At 70.4% G+C, this 14306-nt stretch carries 11 protein-coding genes; 3 read left to right on the forward strand and 8 right to left on the reverse strand.

What is annotated here, in order from left to right:
• Positions 1-26: 26 nt before the first annotated feature.
• The 4 genes from ABZ880_RS24175 to ABZ880_RS24190 are packed head-to-tail and all read right to left on the reverse strand — an operon-like array spanning position 27 to position 4020.
• Entirely contained in the window at positions 27-1193 is a 1167-nt protein-coding gene (locus tag ABZ880_RS24175; RefSeq protein ID WP_361266415.1) for a thiolase domain-containing protein, read from the reverse strand.
• On the reverse strand, positions 1190-2248 hold the full coding sequence (locus ABZ880_RS24180; RefSeq protein WP_361266417.1) for a thiolase domain-containing protein: 1059 nt from the start codon (positions 2246-2248) through the stop codon (positions 1190-1192). The genes ABZ880_RS24175 and ABZ880_RS24180 overlap by 4 nt, the downstream gene beginning before the upstream one ends.
• The gene (locus tag ABZ880_RS24185) at positions 2245-3186 is read right to left on the reverse strand and encodes an OB-fold domain-containing protein (protein ID WP_361266419.1); all 942 of its coding nucleotides are present in this window, start codon (positions 3184-3186) and stop codon (positions 2245-2247) included. Before ABZ880_RS24185 ends, ABZ880_RS24180 begins: the two co-directional genes overlap by 4 nt.
• A gap of 33 nt (positions 3187-3219) precedes the next feature.
• A complete protein-coding gene (locus ABZ880_RS24190; protein ID WP_361266421.1) occupies positions 3220-4020 on the reverse strand; it encodes a crotonase/enoyl-CoA hydratase family protein in 801 nt (266 codons plus the stop codon).
• A 176-nt stretch (positions 4021-4196) separates the two neighbouring features.
• Here ABZ880_RS24190 and ABZ880_RS24195 point away from each other — a divergent pair, with 176 nt between their 5' ends.
• Both ABZ880_RS24195 and ABZ880_RS24200 read left to right on the forward strand, forming a co-directional pair.
• Positions 4197-5807, forward strand: a complete 1611-nt coding sequence (locus ABZ880_RS24195) for an acyl-CoA synthetase (protein WP_361266423.1) — start codon at positions 4197-4199, stop codon at positions 5805-5807.
• Positions 5808-6287: 480 nt separating this feature from the next.
• Positions 6288-7985, forward strand: a complete 1698-nt coding sequence (locus ABZ880_RS24200; RefSeq protein ID WP_361266687.1) for a sulfatase — start codon at positions 6288-6290, stop codon at positions 7983-7985.
• Between the two features lie 132 nt (positions 7986-8117).
• Here ABZ880_RS24200 and ABZ880_RS24205 read toward each other — a convergent pair whose 3' ends face one another.
• Positions 8118-8858: an alpha/beta hydrolase gene (locus ABZ880_RS24205; protein WP_361266425.1), complete on the reverse strand. Its 741-nt coding sequence runs from the start codon at positions 8856-8858 to the stop codon at positions 8118-8120.
• Positions 8859-8868: 10 nt separating this feature from the next.
• A complete protein-coding gene (locus ABZ880_RS24210; RefSeq protein ID WP_361266427.1) occupies positions 8869-9753 on the reverse strand; it encodes an alpha/beta hydrolase in 885 nt (294 codons plus the stop codon).
• 498 nt (positions 9754-10251) lie between these two features.
• Between ABZ880_RS24210 and paaK the strand changes: the two genes are divergently transcribed.
• Positions 10252-11547, forward strand: a complete 1296-nt coding sequence (gene paaK / locus ABZ880_RS24215) for a phenylacetate--CoA ligase PaaK (protein ID WP_361266429.1) — start codon at positions 10252-10254, stop codon at positions 11545-11547.
• Here paaK and ABZ880_RS24220 read toward each other — a convergent pair whose 3' ends face one another.
• Together ABZ880_RS24220 and ABZ880_RS24225 are read right to left on the reverse strand one after the other, a co-directional pair.
• Positions 11548-13044 carry an acyl-CoA synthetase gene (locus ABZ880_RS24220; RefSeq protein WP_361266431.1) on the reverse strand — a complete coding sequence of 499 codons (1497 nt, stop codon included), beginning with the start codon at positions 13042-13044 and terminating at the stop codon, positions 11548-11550.
• 247 nt (positions 13045-13291) lie between these two features.
• Complete coding sequence (locus tag ABZ880_RS24225; RefSeq protein ID WP_361266433.1) at positions 13292-14188, reverse strand: hypothetical protein; 897 nt, start codon at positions 14186-14188, stop codon at positions 13292-13294.
• Positions 14189-14306: the final 118 nt, after the last annotated feature.

The raw sequence follows: 14306 nt of genomic DNA on the forward strand, positions 1-14306 counted from the left end.
CGTGAGGAGGACCTTTCCGGAGTCTTTCAAGAGTCCGGGGGTTCGCTCCCCACGAGCCACATGGAGAAGAACTGCGATCCGCCACCATAGGCGTGCCCGAGGACCCGCCTGGCCCCTTCCACCTGGTGTTCTCCGGCCAGTCCGCGCGCCTGCAGCGCCGCCTCGGCGAAGCGGATCATGCCGGAGGCGCCGATCGGATTGGTCGACAGGACACCGCCCGACATGTTGACGGGCAGGTCACCGTCCAGCTCGGTGACCCCGGCCTCGGTGAGTTTCCAGCCCTCGCCCTCGTCGGCGAAGCCGAGGTTCTCCAGCCACATGGGCTCGTACCAGGAGAACGGCACGTACATCTCGACCGCGTCGATGTCGCGCCGCGGGTCGGCGATCCCGGCCTGCCGGTACACGTCCGCGGCACAGTCCTTCCCGGCCTGCGGCGACACCGCGTCCTTGCCGGCGAAAAGGGTGGGTTCGCTGCGCATCGCGCCGCCGAGCATCCAGGCCGGCGACCGGGGCGCACGGGCCGCGCCCACCCGGTCGGTCAGCACCATCGCGCAGGCGCCGTCCGAGGACGGGCAGGTCTCCGAGTAGCGGATCGGGTCCCACAGCATGGGCGAGGCCTGGACCTTCTCCAGGGTGATGTCGTGCTCGTGGAGGTGCGCGTACGGGTTCTTGAGCGCATTGCGCCGGTCCTTGTACGCCACCAGGGAGCCGACGGTGTCGGGCGCGCCGCTGCGTCGCATGTACGCGCGCACGTGCGGCGCGAAGAAGCCGCCCGCCCCGGCGAGCAGCGGCTGCTGGAAGGGGATCGGCAGGGACAGGCCCCACATGGCGTTGGACTCGGACTGCTTCTCGAAGGCCAGCGTCAGCACGGTGCCGTGCACGCGGGCCGCGACCAGGTTGGCGGCGACGAGCGCGGTCGAGCCGCCGACCGAACCGGCCGTGTGCACCCGCAGCATCGGCTTGCCCACCGCGCCGAGCGCGTCGGCGAGGTACAGCTCGGGCATCATCACGCCCTCGAAGAAGTCGGGCGCCTTGCCGATGACGACGGCGTCGATGTCGGCCCACGCCAACTCGGCGTCGTCGAGCGCCCGCCCGGCCGCCTCGCGGACGAGCCCCGCGATCGACACGTCCCGCCGGGCCGCCACGTGCTTGGTCTGGCCGATGCCTACGACGGCCACGGGCTCCTTGGTCATCGCAGATCCCCTTCGAGTACGGCGACCAGGTTCTGTTGCAGACAGGGACCGGAGGTGGCGTGGGCGAGCGCCCGGTCGGACTCCCCGCGGTGGATGGCGGCGGCCGCCTCTCCGATGCGGATGAGCCCGGCGGCCATGATCGGGTTGGCGGCCAGGGCTCCGCCGGAGGGATTCACGCGGACGCTGTCGTCGAGCCGCAGCGCCTTGCGCAGCACGACCTCCTGAGAGGTGAAGGGGGCGTGCAACTCGGCGGTGTCGACGGGCCGTTCGAAGGCGCCGGCCCGCTCTGCGGCCTGGCGGGTGGAGGGCGAGTCGGTCAGGTCGCGGACGCCGAGGCTGTGTGCCTCGATGCGGTGGTCGATGCCGCGGATCCACGCAGGACGTTCGCACAGTTCCCGGGCCCGCTGCCCTCCCGCGAGGACCACGGCGGCGGCTCCGTCGCCGATGGGCGGGCAGTCGCCGGTGCGCAGGGGCCGTACGAGATAGTCGCCCTGCGGTACCGAACCGCGCAGCTGGGCATGGGAATTGGCGGCGGCGTCCGCGCGGCTGCGGGATGCCACGGCGGCGAGGGCCGGTTCGTCGGTCTCGCCCGCGTCGATGAGCGCCTGTGCCTGGAGGGCGGCGAGGGCGACGGAGTCCGGCCACAGGGGCGCCACGTAGTAGGGGTCCAGTTGGCGGGTCAGGACGTCGCGAACGGAGCCGGGTGAGGACTTGCCGTAGGAGTAGACGAGGGCCGTGTCCGCGTCCCCGGTGAGGAGTTTGGTCCATGCCTCGTACAGGGCCCAGGCGCCGTCCATCTCGACGTGCGACTCGGAGATCGGCGGCCAGGCGCCCACGCCGTCGAGGGCGAGGGTGAAGGAGAAGGCGCGGCCGGCGAGGTAGTCGCTGGAGCCGGAGCAGGTGAAGCCGATGTCGGCGGTCTTCAGGCCGGTCTGGGCGAGGACGTCGTGCAGCACCGGCATCAGCATCTCCACCTCGGAGAGCTCCGCGCTGCTGCGCCGGTGGTCGGTCTGGGCGAAGGCGACGACCGCGATCTCACGGATCTCACGCGTCATAGCAACTCCTTGTAGGTGTCGTACTCCGCGTCGGGCTCGCCGGTGGGCCGGTAGTGGTCGGGATACCGGGCCCCTTTCGTCCACACCGGCTCCACGCGCAGTCCCATGCGCACCTGGTCGTAGGGGATGCCGCCGATACGGCCGTGCAGCGCGAGGTCGGCGCCGTCGAGGGCGATGTGGGCGTAGACGTAGGGGACTTCGATGTCGAGGTTCTTCGCCTTGATGTTGACGATGCAGTACGTGGTGACCGTGCCGCGCGGACCCACTTCGACCTGTTGGGACGTGGCCACGCCACAGGTGGGACAGGCGCCCCTGGGCGGGACGTACACCTTGCGGCAGGACGGGCAGCGTTCGCCGACGGTGCGCCGGCCGGAGAGGGCGTGGATGTAGGCGGTCTGCGCGCGGCCCGGCGAGTAGGTGTAGTCGAGGCGGGCGGCGGCGACGATGCCGGTGATCGCGTCTTCGAACTCGCCGCTGTAGCCCGTCGGTTGTGCTGCTTCGCCGTCGTAGGGCTCGAAGCAGGCGATGTCGGTGATGGCGCCGGTGCGCTCCTCGGCCCAGCGGACGCGGACGCGCATGCCGGTGTGCACGGCGTCGGGGCCGGGGGCGTCGAGGGCGTGCAGGAGGGCGGTGTCGGCGCCGTCGAGGCGGACCAGGACCCAGGCGAAGGGGGTGTCGAGGGGCTGGCCGCGGCGGGGTTCGTGGTTCCAGGCCCAGGTGGTGACCGTGCCGGTGGGGGCGACCTCGATCAGGTCGCGGAGCTCGTCGGCGGTGACGGGGTCGTACTCGACGGGCGGGACGAGTGTGCGGCCGTCGACGGTTTTCACCCCGAGGACGACGCGCTCGCGCAGTCCGGTCAGGAAGGCGCTCTGGACGGGGCCGAGGGAGCGGGTGAAGGGGAACTCGACGGCAAGGGGGGCTTTGAGGACTTCGGGCATGCCGATCTCCTTTGGAAGCCGGGCCTGTGGGGCTCAGGCTCGTTTGTAGACGGGCGGTCGCTTCTCCGCGAAGGCGCGGGCGCCCTCCTTGGCGTCGGCGGTGTCGAAGATGGGCCAGCCGCGCTTGAGTTCGGAGGCGAGGCCGTCCGTCTCCGTCATCTCGGCGGTCTCGTAGACGGACGCCTTGACCGCCTCGACCGCCAACGGCCCGCAGGCGTTGATCTGTTCGGCGATCTCCAGGGCCTTGGCGAGCGCGGTGCCGTCGGGGACGACATGACCGATCAGGCCTACGGCGGCGGCCTCGCGGGCGGTGTACGGGCGGCCGGTGAGCAGCATCTCCAGCGCGTGGGTGCGCGGGATCTGGCGCTGCAGGCGGACCGTTGAGCCGCCGATGGGGAACAGTCCGCGTTTGACCTCGAAGAGGCCGAAGGTCGCCGACTCGCCCGCGACGCGGATGTCGGTGCCCTGGAGGATCTCGGTGCCGCCCGCCACGCAGTAGCCCTCGACGGCGGCGATCACCGGTTTGCGGGGGCGGTGGTGGCGCAGCATCGCCTTCCAGTGCAGGTCCGGGTCGGCCTTGAGGCGGTCCCGGTAGTGCTCGCCCTCCATGCCCTTGCCTGCGAGGGCCTTGAGGTCCATGCCGGCGCAGAATGCGCCGCCTGCGCCGGTCAGCACGATCGAGCGGACCGCGTCGTCCTCGTCGGCCTCGATCCAGCCGTCGTACAGACCGACGAGCATGGACAGCGAGAGCGCGTTCTTGGCGTCGGGCCTGTTGAGCGTGAGCACCAGTGTGGCGCCTTCGCGCTGCACGGTGAGGTGTTCGGTCCCACCCATCACCCATCTCCCCTCTGAAAGAACGAGAACAGGTTGCAGTAGGCGGGGAGCCACTTCAAGAGTTTTCTGACAGACAGTCAGATTTATTCGCGCGAACCCTTCACAGTTGTCGCCCCCTTTGCTCTGATGACCGGCGAACCGGCAACTGCCAGGCACGCCCGGGGTCAGGAGGAGCGGTGGAGTACAACCTTGCCGATCTGTTCGAGTCGGTCGTCGACGTGGTGCCGGACCGCGAGGCCCTGGTGTACCTCGACCACCCGGGCACGGGCGCGGAACGCCGCCTGACGTACGCGGAGTTGGACGCGGCGGCGAACCGCATCGCCCACCATCTGATCGACGCCGGGATACGCCCCGGGGAGCACCTCGGGCTGCACCTGTACAACGGGATCGAGTACCTGCAGACGGTGTTCGGGTGCCTGAAGGCACGGATCGTCCCGGTCAACGTCAACTACCGCTACGTGGAAGACGAGTTGGTGTACCTGTACCGGGACGCCGATCTGGTGGCGCTGGTCTTCGACGCGGAGTTCGACGGGCGGGTGGCGGCGGCGCTGCCGCAGTGTCCCAAGCTGCGGCATCTGGTGCGGGTGGGCGGGGCGGACGACGGGGTTGCCGCCGTGCCGTTCGCGGAGGCCGAGGCGGGCGGGTCGCCGCAACGCGGGTTCCCCGCGCGGTCGGGCGACGACCAGTTCATCATCTACACCGGCGGCACCACCGGGATGCCGAAGGGCGTGATGTGGCGGCAGGAGGATCTGTTCTTCTCGGGGCTCGGCGGGGGCGCGCCGACCGGTGAGCCGGTCAGGAAGCCGCAGGAGCTGGCCGAGCGGGTCGCGGCCGGCGGCTCCGGGATCACCTTCTTCCCCACTCCCCCGCTGATGCACGGCACTTCGACGCTCACCTCCTTCATCGGCTTCAACTTCGGGCAACGGGTCGTGATCCACCGCAAGTTCGTGCCCGAGGAGGTGCTGCGGACGATCGAGAAGGAGAAGGTCACCAGCATCTCGCTGGTCGGCGACGCAATGCTGCGGCCGCTGATCGACGCGCTGGGCGGGCCGATGAAGGGCACGGACTGCTCGTCCGTCTTCAGCGTGTCCTCGTCCGGCGCGGTGCTGTCGGAGACGGTGCGGCGGCAGTTCCAGGAGCTGGTGCCGGGCGCGATGCTGCTCAACAACTACGGCTCGTCCGAGTCCGGGTTCAACGGCACGGCGACGGCCGACTCCGGGGCCGGGCAGAGCTTCCGTATCCGCGTCAACTCCCGTACGCAGGTGGTCGATCCCGCCACACACGAGCCGGTCACCGCGGGCGAGGTGGGCAGGGTCGCGCAGTGCGGTCATGTCCCGCTCGGCTACTACAACGACCCGAAAAAGACCGCCGAGACATTCTTCGAGAAGGACGGCGAACGGTGGGTGCTGCTCGGCGACATGGCGACCGTGGACGAGGAGGGCGTGGTCACGGTCCTCGGCCGGGGCTCGCAGTGCATCAACACGGGCGGGGAGAAGGTGTATCCGGAGGAGGTCGAGCAGGCGCTCAAGTCCCATCCGGACGTGTACGACGCGCTGGTGGCCGGGGTGCCGGACACGAAGTGGGGCAACCATGTGGCGGCGGTGGTACAACTGCGCCAGGGCGCGCCACGGCCTTCACTGGAGGACGTGCAGTCCTACTGCCGTACGCATCTCGCCGGTTACAAGATCCCCCGGCAGCTGGTGATCGCGGAGACGATACGGCGCTCGCCCAGCGGCAAGGCGGACTACCGGTGGGCCCGGGAGGTGGCGGTCGCGGCGGACCGGTAGGCCGGAGGCAGAGGTTCGCAGGTGGGCCCGCCGGGGGCGACGGGCGTACTCTTTGCGCGCGGTTGACCCGGGTGTTTGAACGGAGGGTGACGTAGGGCCGTACGCGAGGTTGGCGGCCCGGCCCGGCGGGTCCGGTTCGCCGTGCCATCAGCGCGCTTCGCACGGAAGGACCTACGGGTGTCGCACCTCACGCCCCATCGTCAACTGCCCGACGCCGACACGGCCGTCGACCCCGATACCGACGGGACGGGGAAGGAGACGGCGGCGGAACCGGGCGAGTCGACGCAGCCCGCGGAGCCGGCGGAGTCGGTGACCGACAAGGAGTTGGTGACCGACAACAGGGCGACCGAGTCTGCGGATGCGGAGGTTGAGGAGACTCCCGAGGTCGATGGGGTCGGTGGGGTCGATGAGGTCACGGAGGCGAGCGACGCCTCCGAGGTATCCGAAGAGTCGGCGGTCGCGAGCGCCGAGGCTGCACCCGTGCCCGACCCCGTATCTGGACCCGGACCCGCTGCCACCGGCCGCCCCGGCTGGTTCGGCTGGCGCCGTCGTTACCCCCGCGCCGCCCGTGCCGTGCGGGTGGGCACGAGTGTGCTGGCCGGTGCGCTGGTGCTGGTCGTGCTCCTCGTGCCCAACCGCCTCGACTGGATCACTGTCCGGTCCTTCCTCCGCCTCCCCGTCGAGGCGATCTTCCTCGCGGCGGTCCTCCTCGTACTGCCGGCGAAGGCACGGCGCATCTCGGCGGTCGCCCTGGGGGCGTTCCTCGGGCTGTCCGCCGTCCTGAAGTGCCTCGACATGGGCTTCCGCCAGACCCTGGCCCGGCCCTTCGACCTGGTCTTCGACTGGGTTCTGCTGAGCGACGGGGCGGACTGGGTCAAGGACTCGTTCGGGCGCTCGGGCGAGGTGCTCGCGATCGTCGGGGCGATCATCCTGCTCATCCTCGTGCTCGTGCTGAGCGCGCTGGCGATGGTGCGGCTGGCGGACGTGATGGCCCGGCATCGCCCCATGGCCGTACGCACCACGCTGGTCCTCGGCACTGCCTGGATCGTCTGCTTCACCATGGGTGTGCAGTTCGGCGGCGTCACGATCGCCACCAAGGGCTACGCCCAGTACCTCAGCAACCGTGTGCAGTACGTCCGCGACGGCCTCGGTGACGCCGACGTCTTCAAGAAGCAGATGGCCGTCGACGCCTTCGCCAAGACCCCGTCCGACCAGCTGCTGACCGGGCTGCGCGGCAAGGACGTGATGTTCACCTTCATCGAGAGCTACGGCCGGGTCGCGATCGACGATCCGTCGATGGCACCCGAGATCGACGCGACGCTCCAGGAGGGCAACGCCAGGCTCAAGTCTGCGGGCTTCGCGGCGCGCAGCGGCTGGCTCAAGTCGCCCGTGACGGGCGCCGGCAGCTGGCTCGCCCACTCCACGTTCCTGTCCGGCCTGTGGATCAAGAACCAGCAGCGGTACCGGACCCTGACCACCAGCAACCGCGCGACCCTCACCAGCTACTTCCAGAAGACCGGCGCCTGGCGCACGGTCGGCATCGTCCCGGGCGTGCGCAAGGCCTGGCCCGAGGGCAAGTATTTCGGCCTCGACCACATCTACGACTCGACGCATCTCGGCTACTACGGTCCGTACTTCAGCTGGACGCCGGTACCGGACCAGTTCAGCCTCGAGGCCTTCCAGAAGCTGGAGCACGGCAAGAAGAACCGCGACCCGATCATGGCGGAGATCATCCTGGCCTCCAGCCACAACCCCTGGTCCCCCATCGCCCACATGATCGACTGGAAGGACCTCGGAAACGGCAAGGTCTTCTACAAGATCAAGAAGGAGGGCACCAACCCCACGGAGGTCTGGAAGAGCGCGAAGCGCGTGCGCACCGAGTACCGCAAGGCGATCCAGTACTCCCTGGACAGCCTGACCCAGTGGATGCAGCGCTACGGCGACGACAACACCGTCCTCGTCTTCCTCGGCGACCACCAGCCCGTCCCGACGGTCACCGGAGGCAGCGCCAACAGGGACGTGCCGGTGACGATCGTCGCCCGCGACCCCAAGGTGCTGGACCGCGTCTCCGACTGGGGCTGGACCGAGGGACTCAAGCCGGCGGGCAACGCCCCGGAGTGGACCATGAACAAGTTCCGGGACCGCTTCATGACGGCATACGGCCCGCAGGCCGGGTGACACAGCCGCACTCGCAGTACTCGTGATCGCCGCACCGGCGGTCACGAGGCACACGCAACCTCCACGGCCGTGCCTGTTACCTTCCGAGTAGAGCCCGGTTCGGTGGCGTCTTGAGAACGGGAGACCCGGGCATCACTCCGCCAGAAACGCCTCCACCACCGCCAGGAACTCCTCCGGCCGGGTCTCGTGCACCAGATGGCCGGCGTCGATGGTCACCAGCCGGGCGCCGGGGATCAGTTCGGCCAGGACGGCGATCTGGTCCTGCGGGATGAGGCTGTGGGAGCCGCCGCCGATCAGCAGTGTGGGCATCGTGATGCGCCCCATGTGGTCCCACCACACAGGGTCGGGCGCATTGCGCTGTTCGTCGGTTGCGCGGATCATCGCCCAGTCGAACGGCAGCTCTCCGTCGGGCCGTTCGGCGGGCGGCCGGGGCGGGTCGAGGGGGATCGGCGCGGGCACGTCCTCGAGCACGAGGCGTCGTACGAGATCCGGCGTCTGCTGGGCGAGGAGATAGGCCACTGCGCCGCCCAGCGAGTGGCCCACCACGTCCGTGCGGTCGATGCCGAGGGCGGTGGCGAAGGCGCGGATGTCGTCGCGCATCGACTCGTACGCGTACGTTTTCGGATCGTCCGCGTAAGTGTCCGAGCCCGCGCCCGCGCCCGGCCAGTCGCTGCTCCCGTGACCTCGCAGATCAGGGGCGTACACCCGGCGCGGGCGCGCACCCGACGCAAGGCGTTCGGCGATCGGGGTCCAGTCCGCGCCGTCGGTGCCGCGGGAGTGGAGCAGGAGGACGGCCGGTGCGTCCTCGGGGCCCCAGGTGCGGTACGCGAGGGTGATGCCGTTCGCCTTGACGGTGCGGGGTGCGGTGTCCATGCCAGGGACGTTACTCAGCGGGCAGCGCTACGGACTCCTCCTCTGCCGATGGCAGAGCGGCGCCCACGCCGTCCAGGAACTCGGCGACCCGGCGGGCGAACCACTCGGGACCGTCCACCCAGGGGTAGTGGCCGGCCCCGGGCTGCACCGCGAACTGCGCGTTCGGGAACACCCCGGCGGCGCTGCGGGCCAGGTCGGGGCAGGGGCCACCGTCGAGCCCGCCCGCGAGGACGAGGACCGGTGCGGTGAACCGGGCGAGTACGGCGCGGGTCGCGGGTGGGTCGTAGGCGCCGTCCGAGCCGTAGACGTCGGCCGCGTCGTCGTTGAACTGCACGCGCGCGTCGTGCTCCGCGGCCGCGTCGTCCCAGCGGCCGTAGAAGAAGGGCACGATCTTCGGGTCGAAGTCGGCCTTGCCCGCCAGCCACTCCACGAACGCCGGGAAGGCGTCGGCGAACCACGGCTCGCTGCTCCTCAGTCGCGCCGCGGCCAGCCGGTGCTCGGCGGTGGCCGGCATCCCCAGCGCCCACGGAATCGCGGTGATCAGGGCCAGCCGTGCCACCCGCTGCGGGTACCGGGCGGCGTACAGCATCGCCAGGCTGCCGCCCGCCGAATGCGCGAGCAGGTCCATGCGGTCCAGGCCCAGGTGGGCGCGCAAGGCCTCCACGTCGTCCACCAGGCCGTCGCAGCGGTACGTGGCCGGATCCGCCGGCACCGCGGAGTCGCCGGTGCCGCGCAGGTCGAGCAGGACCAGCCGACGGTGCGCGGCGAGGCCGCCCAGGTCGCCGAGGTAGGAGGAGGCCCACATCGGGCCGCCGGGCAGGACGACGAGCGGGTCGCCCGCGCCCCGGAGGTGGTAGGCGAGCTCGGTCCCGTCGGGCGCGGTGAAGATCGGCATGCGCCGATCCTCCTGTCCAACGGCCCGGTACCGCAATGGAGTTCCCCGCGTCACAGGGCGATCGGGCGAGGCGTGCGCCGATCCGGCCGGCGAGTGGAGGATCAGACCGGAGGCGCGCGGGTGGGCCACGTTCACGGTGAAGAGCGTCAGGCCGTGGTCCTGCTCCGGGCCGGATTCCAGCACCTCAGCACGATCTCGACGAGATGCTCGCGCGCGATGTCGGCTACGCCCGGCTTCCCACGCGGACTCCTCCAAGCCGACCGGTGGCCCGGTCCCACGCGGTGATCGCCGATTCCGCCGTCGCCTGCTCGCCGCTGCGCAGCAGTTCCTCACCCCCCCCTCGATCGCCCGGCCGAGCTCACGCAGCCTCTCTTCCACAGTGAGAAAATGAGGGCAGACCACTTGCCTGCGCCGAGGCGGCCTGAATTACTGATCCCGAACACGTCGACCGAATGATCGGTCGCCCGGATTGATGCGGTTGGTTAGGGAGAAGTCCCCATGGCGGATGCTACGGACCTGCTGGACCCCGGGGAGCGGCTCGACGCCGAGGCACTGCGGGCGCTTCAGCTGGAGCGGTTGCGGGCCTCGCTGCGGCATGCGTACGAGCACGTGCCCTTCTACCGGGAGTCCTTCGACAAGGCCGGTGTCCGCCCGGACGACTGCCGGTCACTGGCCGATCTGGCCCGTTTCCCGTTCACCACGAAGGCGGACCTGCGCGAGAACTACCCGTACGGGATGTTCGCCGTGCCGCAGGACCGCATCCGCCGTATCCACGCCTCGAGCGGCACCACCGGACGCCCCACGGTCGTCGGCTACACGGACAACGACCTGTCCCTGTGGGCCGACATGGTGGCCCGATCGATCCGCGCGGCGGGCGGCCGGCCCGGCGACAAGGTCCATGTGGCGTACGGATACGGGCTGTTCACCGGTGGGCTCGGCGCGCACTACGGTGCCGAACGACTCGGCTGTACGGTCATCCCCGCGTCCGGCGGCATGACGGCCCGTCAAGTGCAGCTGATCCAGGACCTCGAGCCACAGATCATCATGGTGACCCCGTCGTACATGCTCACCATCCTCGACGAGTTCGAGCGGCAGGGTGTCGATCCGCGCTCCACGTCGCTGCGGGTGGGTGTGTTCGGTGCCGAACCGTGGACCGAGCAGATGCGCCGGGAGATCGAGGAGCGGTTCGCGATCGACGCGGTCGACATATACGGGCTGTCGGAGGTGATCGGCCCGGGCGTGGCCCAGGAGTGCGTGGAGACCAAGGACGGGCTGCACATCTGGGAGGACCACTTCTTCCCGGAGGTCGTCGACCCGATCACCGGCGAGGTGCTGCCGGACGGCGAGGAGGGCGAACTCGTCTTCACCTCGCTGACGAAGGAGGCGATGCCCGTCGTCCGGTACCGGACGCGCGACCTGACGCGCCTGCTGCCGGGTACGGCGCGCGTGTTCCGGCGGATGGAGAAGGTCACCGGGCGCAGCGACGACATGGTGATCCTGCGGGGCGTCAACCTCTTCCCCACGCAGATCGAGGAGATCGTGCTGCGCACGCCCGGCGTGGCGCCGCACTTCCAGCTCCGCCTCACCCGCGAGGGGCGCCTGGACGCCCTCACCGTGCGGGCCGAGGCCCGTCCCGACGCCGGTCCCGAGGTGCGGGAGGCCGCCGCGCGGGCGATCACGGCGGCCGTGAAGGACGGCATCGGTGTCTCGGTGGCGGTGGAGATCGTCGAACCGGAGTCGCTGGAGCGGTCGGTGGGCAAGATCCGGCGGATCGTGGATCTGCGCTCGCGCTAGTCACTCGGAGAACCGGTCCCTGAGCTCCCGCTTGAGGATCTTCCCGCTGGCGTTGCGCGGCAGCTCGTCCACGAACACGACCCGCTTGGGTGCCTTGAAGTGGGCGAGCTTCTCGCGGGCGTGGTCGATGAGTTGCTCCTCGGTGACCTCGCCGCGCGGGACGACGACCGCGGTGACGGCCTCGATCCAGCGCTCGTCGGGGAGCCCGATCACGGCGACCTCGGCGACCGCCTGGTGCGTGTACAGGGCGTCCTCGACCTGGCGTGAAGCGACCAGTACGCCACCGGAGTTGATGACGTCCTTCACCCGGTCGACGATCGTGTAGTAGCCGTGGGCGTCGCGCACCGCGAGGTCGCCGGAGTGGAACCAGCCGTCGCGGAAGGCGTCTGCGGTCTCCTCGGGCTTGTCCCAGTAGCCCTCGCACAGCTGCGGGGACTTGTAGACGATTTCGCCGGGTGTGCCGTCGGGGACGTCCTTGCCGTCCTCGTCGACCACGCGGGCGTCGACGAACAGGACGGGGCGGCCGCAGGAGTCCATGCGGCCCTTGTGCTCGTCGGGCGCCAGTACGGTGGCGAGGGGGCCGATCTCGCTCTGGCCGAAGCAGTTGTAGAACGCCAGCTTCGGGAGGCGCTCGCGCAGCCGCTCCAGGACCGGCACCGGCATGATCGAGGCGCCGTAGTACGCCTTGCGCAGTCCGCCGAGGTCGCGGCCGGCGAAGTCGGGGCGGTTGGACAGGCCGATCCAGACAGTCGGCGGGGCGAACAGGCTGTCCACGCGGCCGGCCTCGATCAGGTCGAAGAGCCGGTCGCCGTCCGGTGCGTCGAGGATGATGTTCGTCGCGCCGACCGCGAGGTACGGCAGCAGGAACACGTGCATCTGTGCCGAGTGGTACAGCGGGAGGGAGTGCACGGGGCGGTCGCCCGCGCTGAGGTCGAGGGCGGTGATCGCGCTCAGGTACTCGTGCACCAAGGCGCGGTGGGTCATCATCGCGCCCTTGGGCAGGGCCGTCGTACCGGATGTGTACAGCAGCTGCACCAAGTCCTCGGTGCGCGGCTCGGGGCCGTCGTACGCGGGCGCCGCCGCCAGCCGGGCCAGCAGCGAGTCGTCGGCGTCGCGCAGGGGCAACGTACGGACGTCGTCGGCGAGTTGAGCGGTCAGGTCGGGATCGGCGAGGACCAGGGAGCTGCCGGACTGGCCGACGATGTACGCGAGGTCGTCACCGGTGAGGTTCTGGTTGACCGGCACATGGACGAGGCCCGCGCGGGCGCACGCCAGGAAGCCGATGAGATATGCGTCCGAGTTGTGGCCGTAGGCGCCGACCCGGTCGCCGGGGGCGAGGCCCAGACCCAGCAGGACGCTCGCCGCGCGGGAGACGGCCTCGTCCAGTTCCTCGTACGTCCACCTGCGCTCGCCGTACTCCACCGCGACCCTCGCCGGGGTGCGCCGGGCGCTGCGCCGCAGCACCCCGTCAACCGTGCTGCCGTGTCCCTGCGTCATGACTCATGATCCTCGGTCCGCCGTCGGGGCGGGTCAAGCACCCGGGAGGGTCACACCTGTAGGCACGCTCAACCGCTCCTTCCCTCAATGATGTTGGGAGGCACCCTTGCGCACCCGCCTGAGACGACTCGTCGTCGGGGCGTCAGCCCTGCTCACCACCTCTACAGCCACGATCATTCGGGTCGGCGAGCACCGCTGACCGGCTGACGGCCCCGTCCTGCGCAGGGTGCGCGGGACGGGCGTCCTTTCACCACGCCTGGCCCTGCTTGACCGGTAGCGGGCGGCCCGTGAACGCGTCCAGGAGGATACGGTCGCCCAACGGCCGGTCCAGTTTCACCGCCCTCTTCTCGCCGAGCAGTTGGCTGGTGCAGGAACCGTCCTTGGTACCGACGATCGAGACGGACAGCACGACGCTGTCGTCCGTCTCCAGGACGTCCACGGCGGGACCGTCGTCGCAGGCGCCGTGCGAGGCGATCACGGTGACGGACCTGCCGCCGTCGGTCACCTCCACCAGCCGTTCGACCGGCCACAGTTCGTCGCTGGGCACCTCCGCCGCCGGTTCGATCGGCGCCTTGGGCAGCCGTGACGGGCTCAGGGCCACCCGCTTGAGCGGGGTGTCGTAGCCCTCGAGCGTGAACAGCCAGGCCGGGACGGTCGCCGGGCCGCGGCTGGTGTCCAGCGTCGTCTCGCCGAGCTTCGCGTCGGTGACGGTGAGGTGCGGTCCGTCGTTGCCGCCGCGGGCCATGGTGTCGTAGGCCTCGCGTGCGGTCATCAACGGCAGAGCGAGCGATCCGCCGCTCTCCCACTTCACCCGGCCGGTCTTCTCCGGGCTGGTGGGGAGGGTGCCGCGGAGGACGAAGTTCTGGGTGGTGTAGGCGCGTTTGTCGGCGTCGGTGTGGAAGGCGCCCTCCGGCAGCTCGATCACCTCCCCCATGGGGTGGTAGCCCGTCGCCCACACCCGTGCGGCCTCGGAGCCGTGCCAGGCGTCGGCGACCTCACGGGCGCGGGCCTGCGAGGTCCGCACCGAGTCGTCGCTGCGCCTGTCGGCCTGCTCACTGCCGCAGCCGACGGCGAGTCCGCTTCCGGCGGTGCACAGGGCGAGTGCGGCCAGCAGTTTGACGACCTGAGCGGTGTGCCTGCGCATGGATCCCCCAAGGGCCGACGGATACGGCGAACGCGGTGCCGTTCCTGTGACGCACCGGCCCTGGGGCACGTTCGTTCCGGCCACCGTCCACTGTGGCCTGTGGCCGCATCGTGATCCG

Source organism: Streptomyces sp. NPDC047043 (assembly GCF_040644055.1).
Lineage (GTDB): Bacteria > Actinomycetota > Actinomycetes > Streptomycetales > Streptomycetaceae > Streptomyces.

Coding starts and splice junctions, on each gene's coding strand:
- ABZ880_RS24175 (WP_361266415.1), bottom strand. CDS start 1,193: ATGACCAAGGAGCCCGTGGCCGTCGTAGGCATCGGCCAGACCAAGCAC.
- ABZ880_RS24180 (WP_361266417.1), bottom strand. CDS start 2,248: ATGACGCGTGAGATCCGTGAGATCGCGGTCGTCGCCTTCGCCCAGACC.
- ABZ880_RS24185 (WP_361266419.1), bottom strand. CDS start 3,186: ATGCCCGAAGTCCTCAAAGCCCCCCTTGCCGTCGAGTTCCCCTTCACC.
- ABZ880_RS24190 (WP_361266421.1), bottom strand. CDS start 4,020: ATGGGTGGGACCGAACACCTCACCGTGCAGCGCGAAGGCGCCACACTG.
- ABZ880_RS24205 (WP_361266425.1), bottom strand. CDS start 8,858: ATGGACACCGCACCCCGCACCGTCAAGGCGAACGGCATCACCCTCGCG.
- ABZ880_RS24210 (WP_361266427.1), bottom strand. CDS start 9,753: ATGCCGATCTTCACCGCGCCCGACGGGACCGAGCTCGCCTACCACCTC.
- paaK (WP_361266429.1), top strand. CDS start 10,252: ATGGCGGATGCTACGGACCTGCTGGACCCCGGGGAGCGGCTCGACGCC.
- ABZ880_RS24220 (WP_361266431.1), bottom strand. CDS start 13,044: ATGACGCAGGGACACGGCAGCACGGTTGACGGGGTGCTGCGGCGCAGC.
- ABZ880_RS24225 (WP_361266433.1), bottom strand. CDS start 14,188: ATGCGCAGGCACACCGCTCAGGTCGTCAAACTGCTGGCCGCACTCGCC.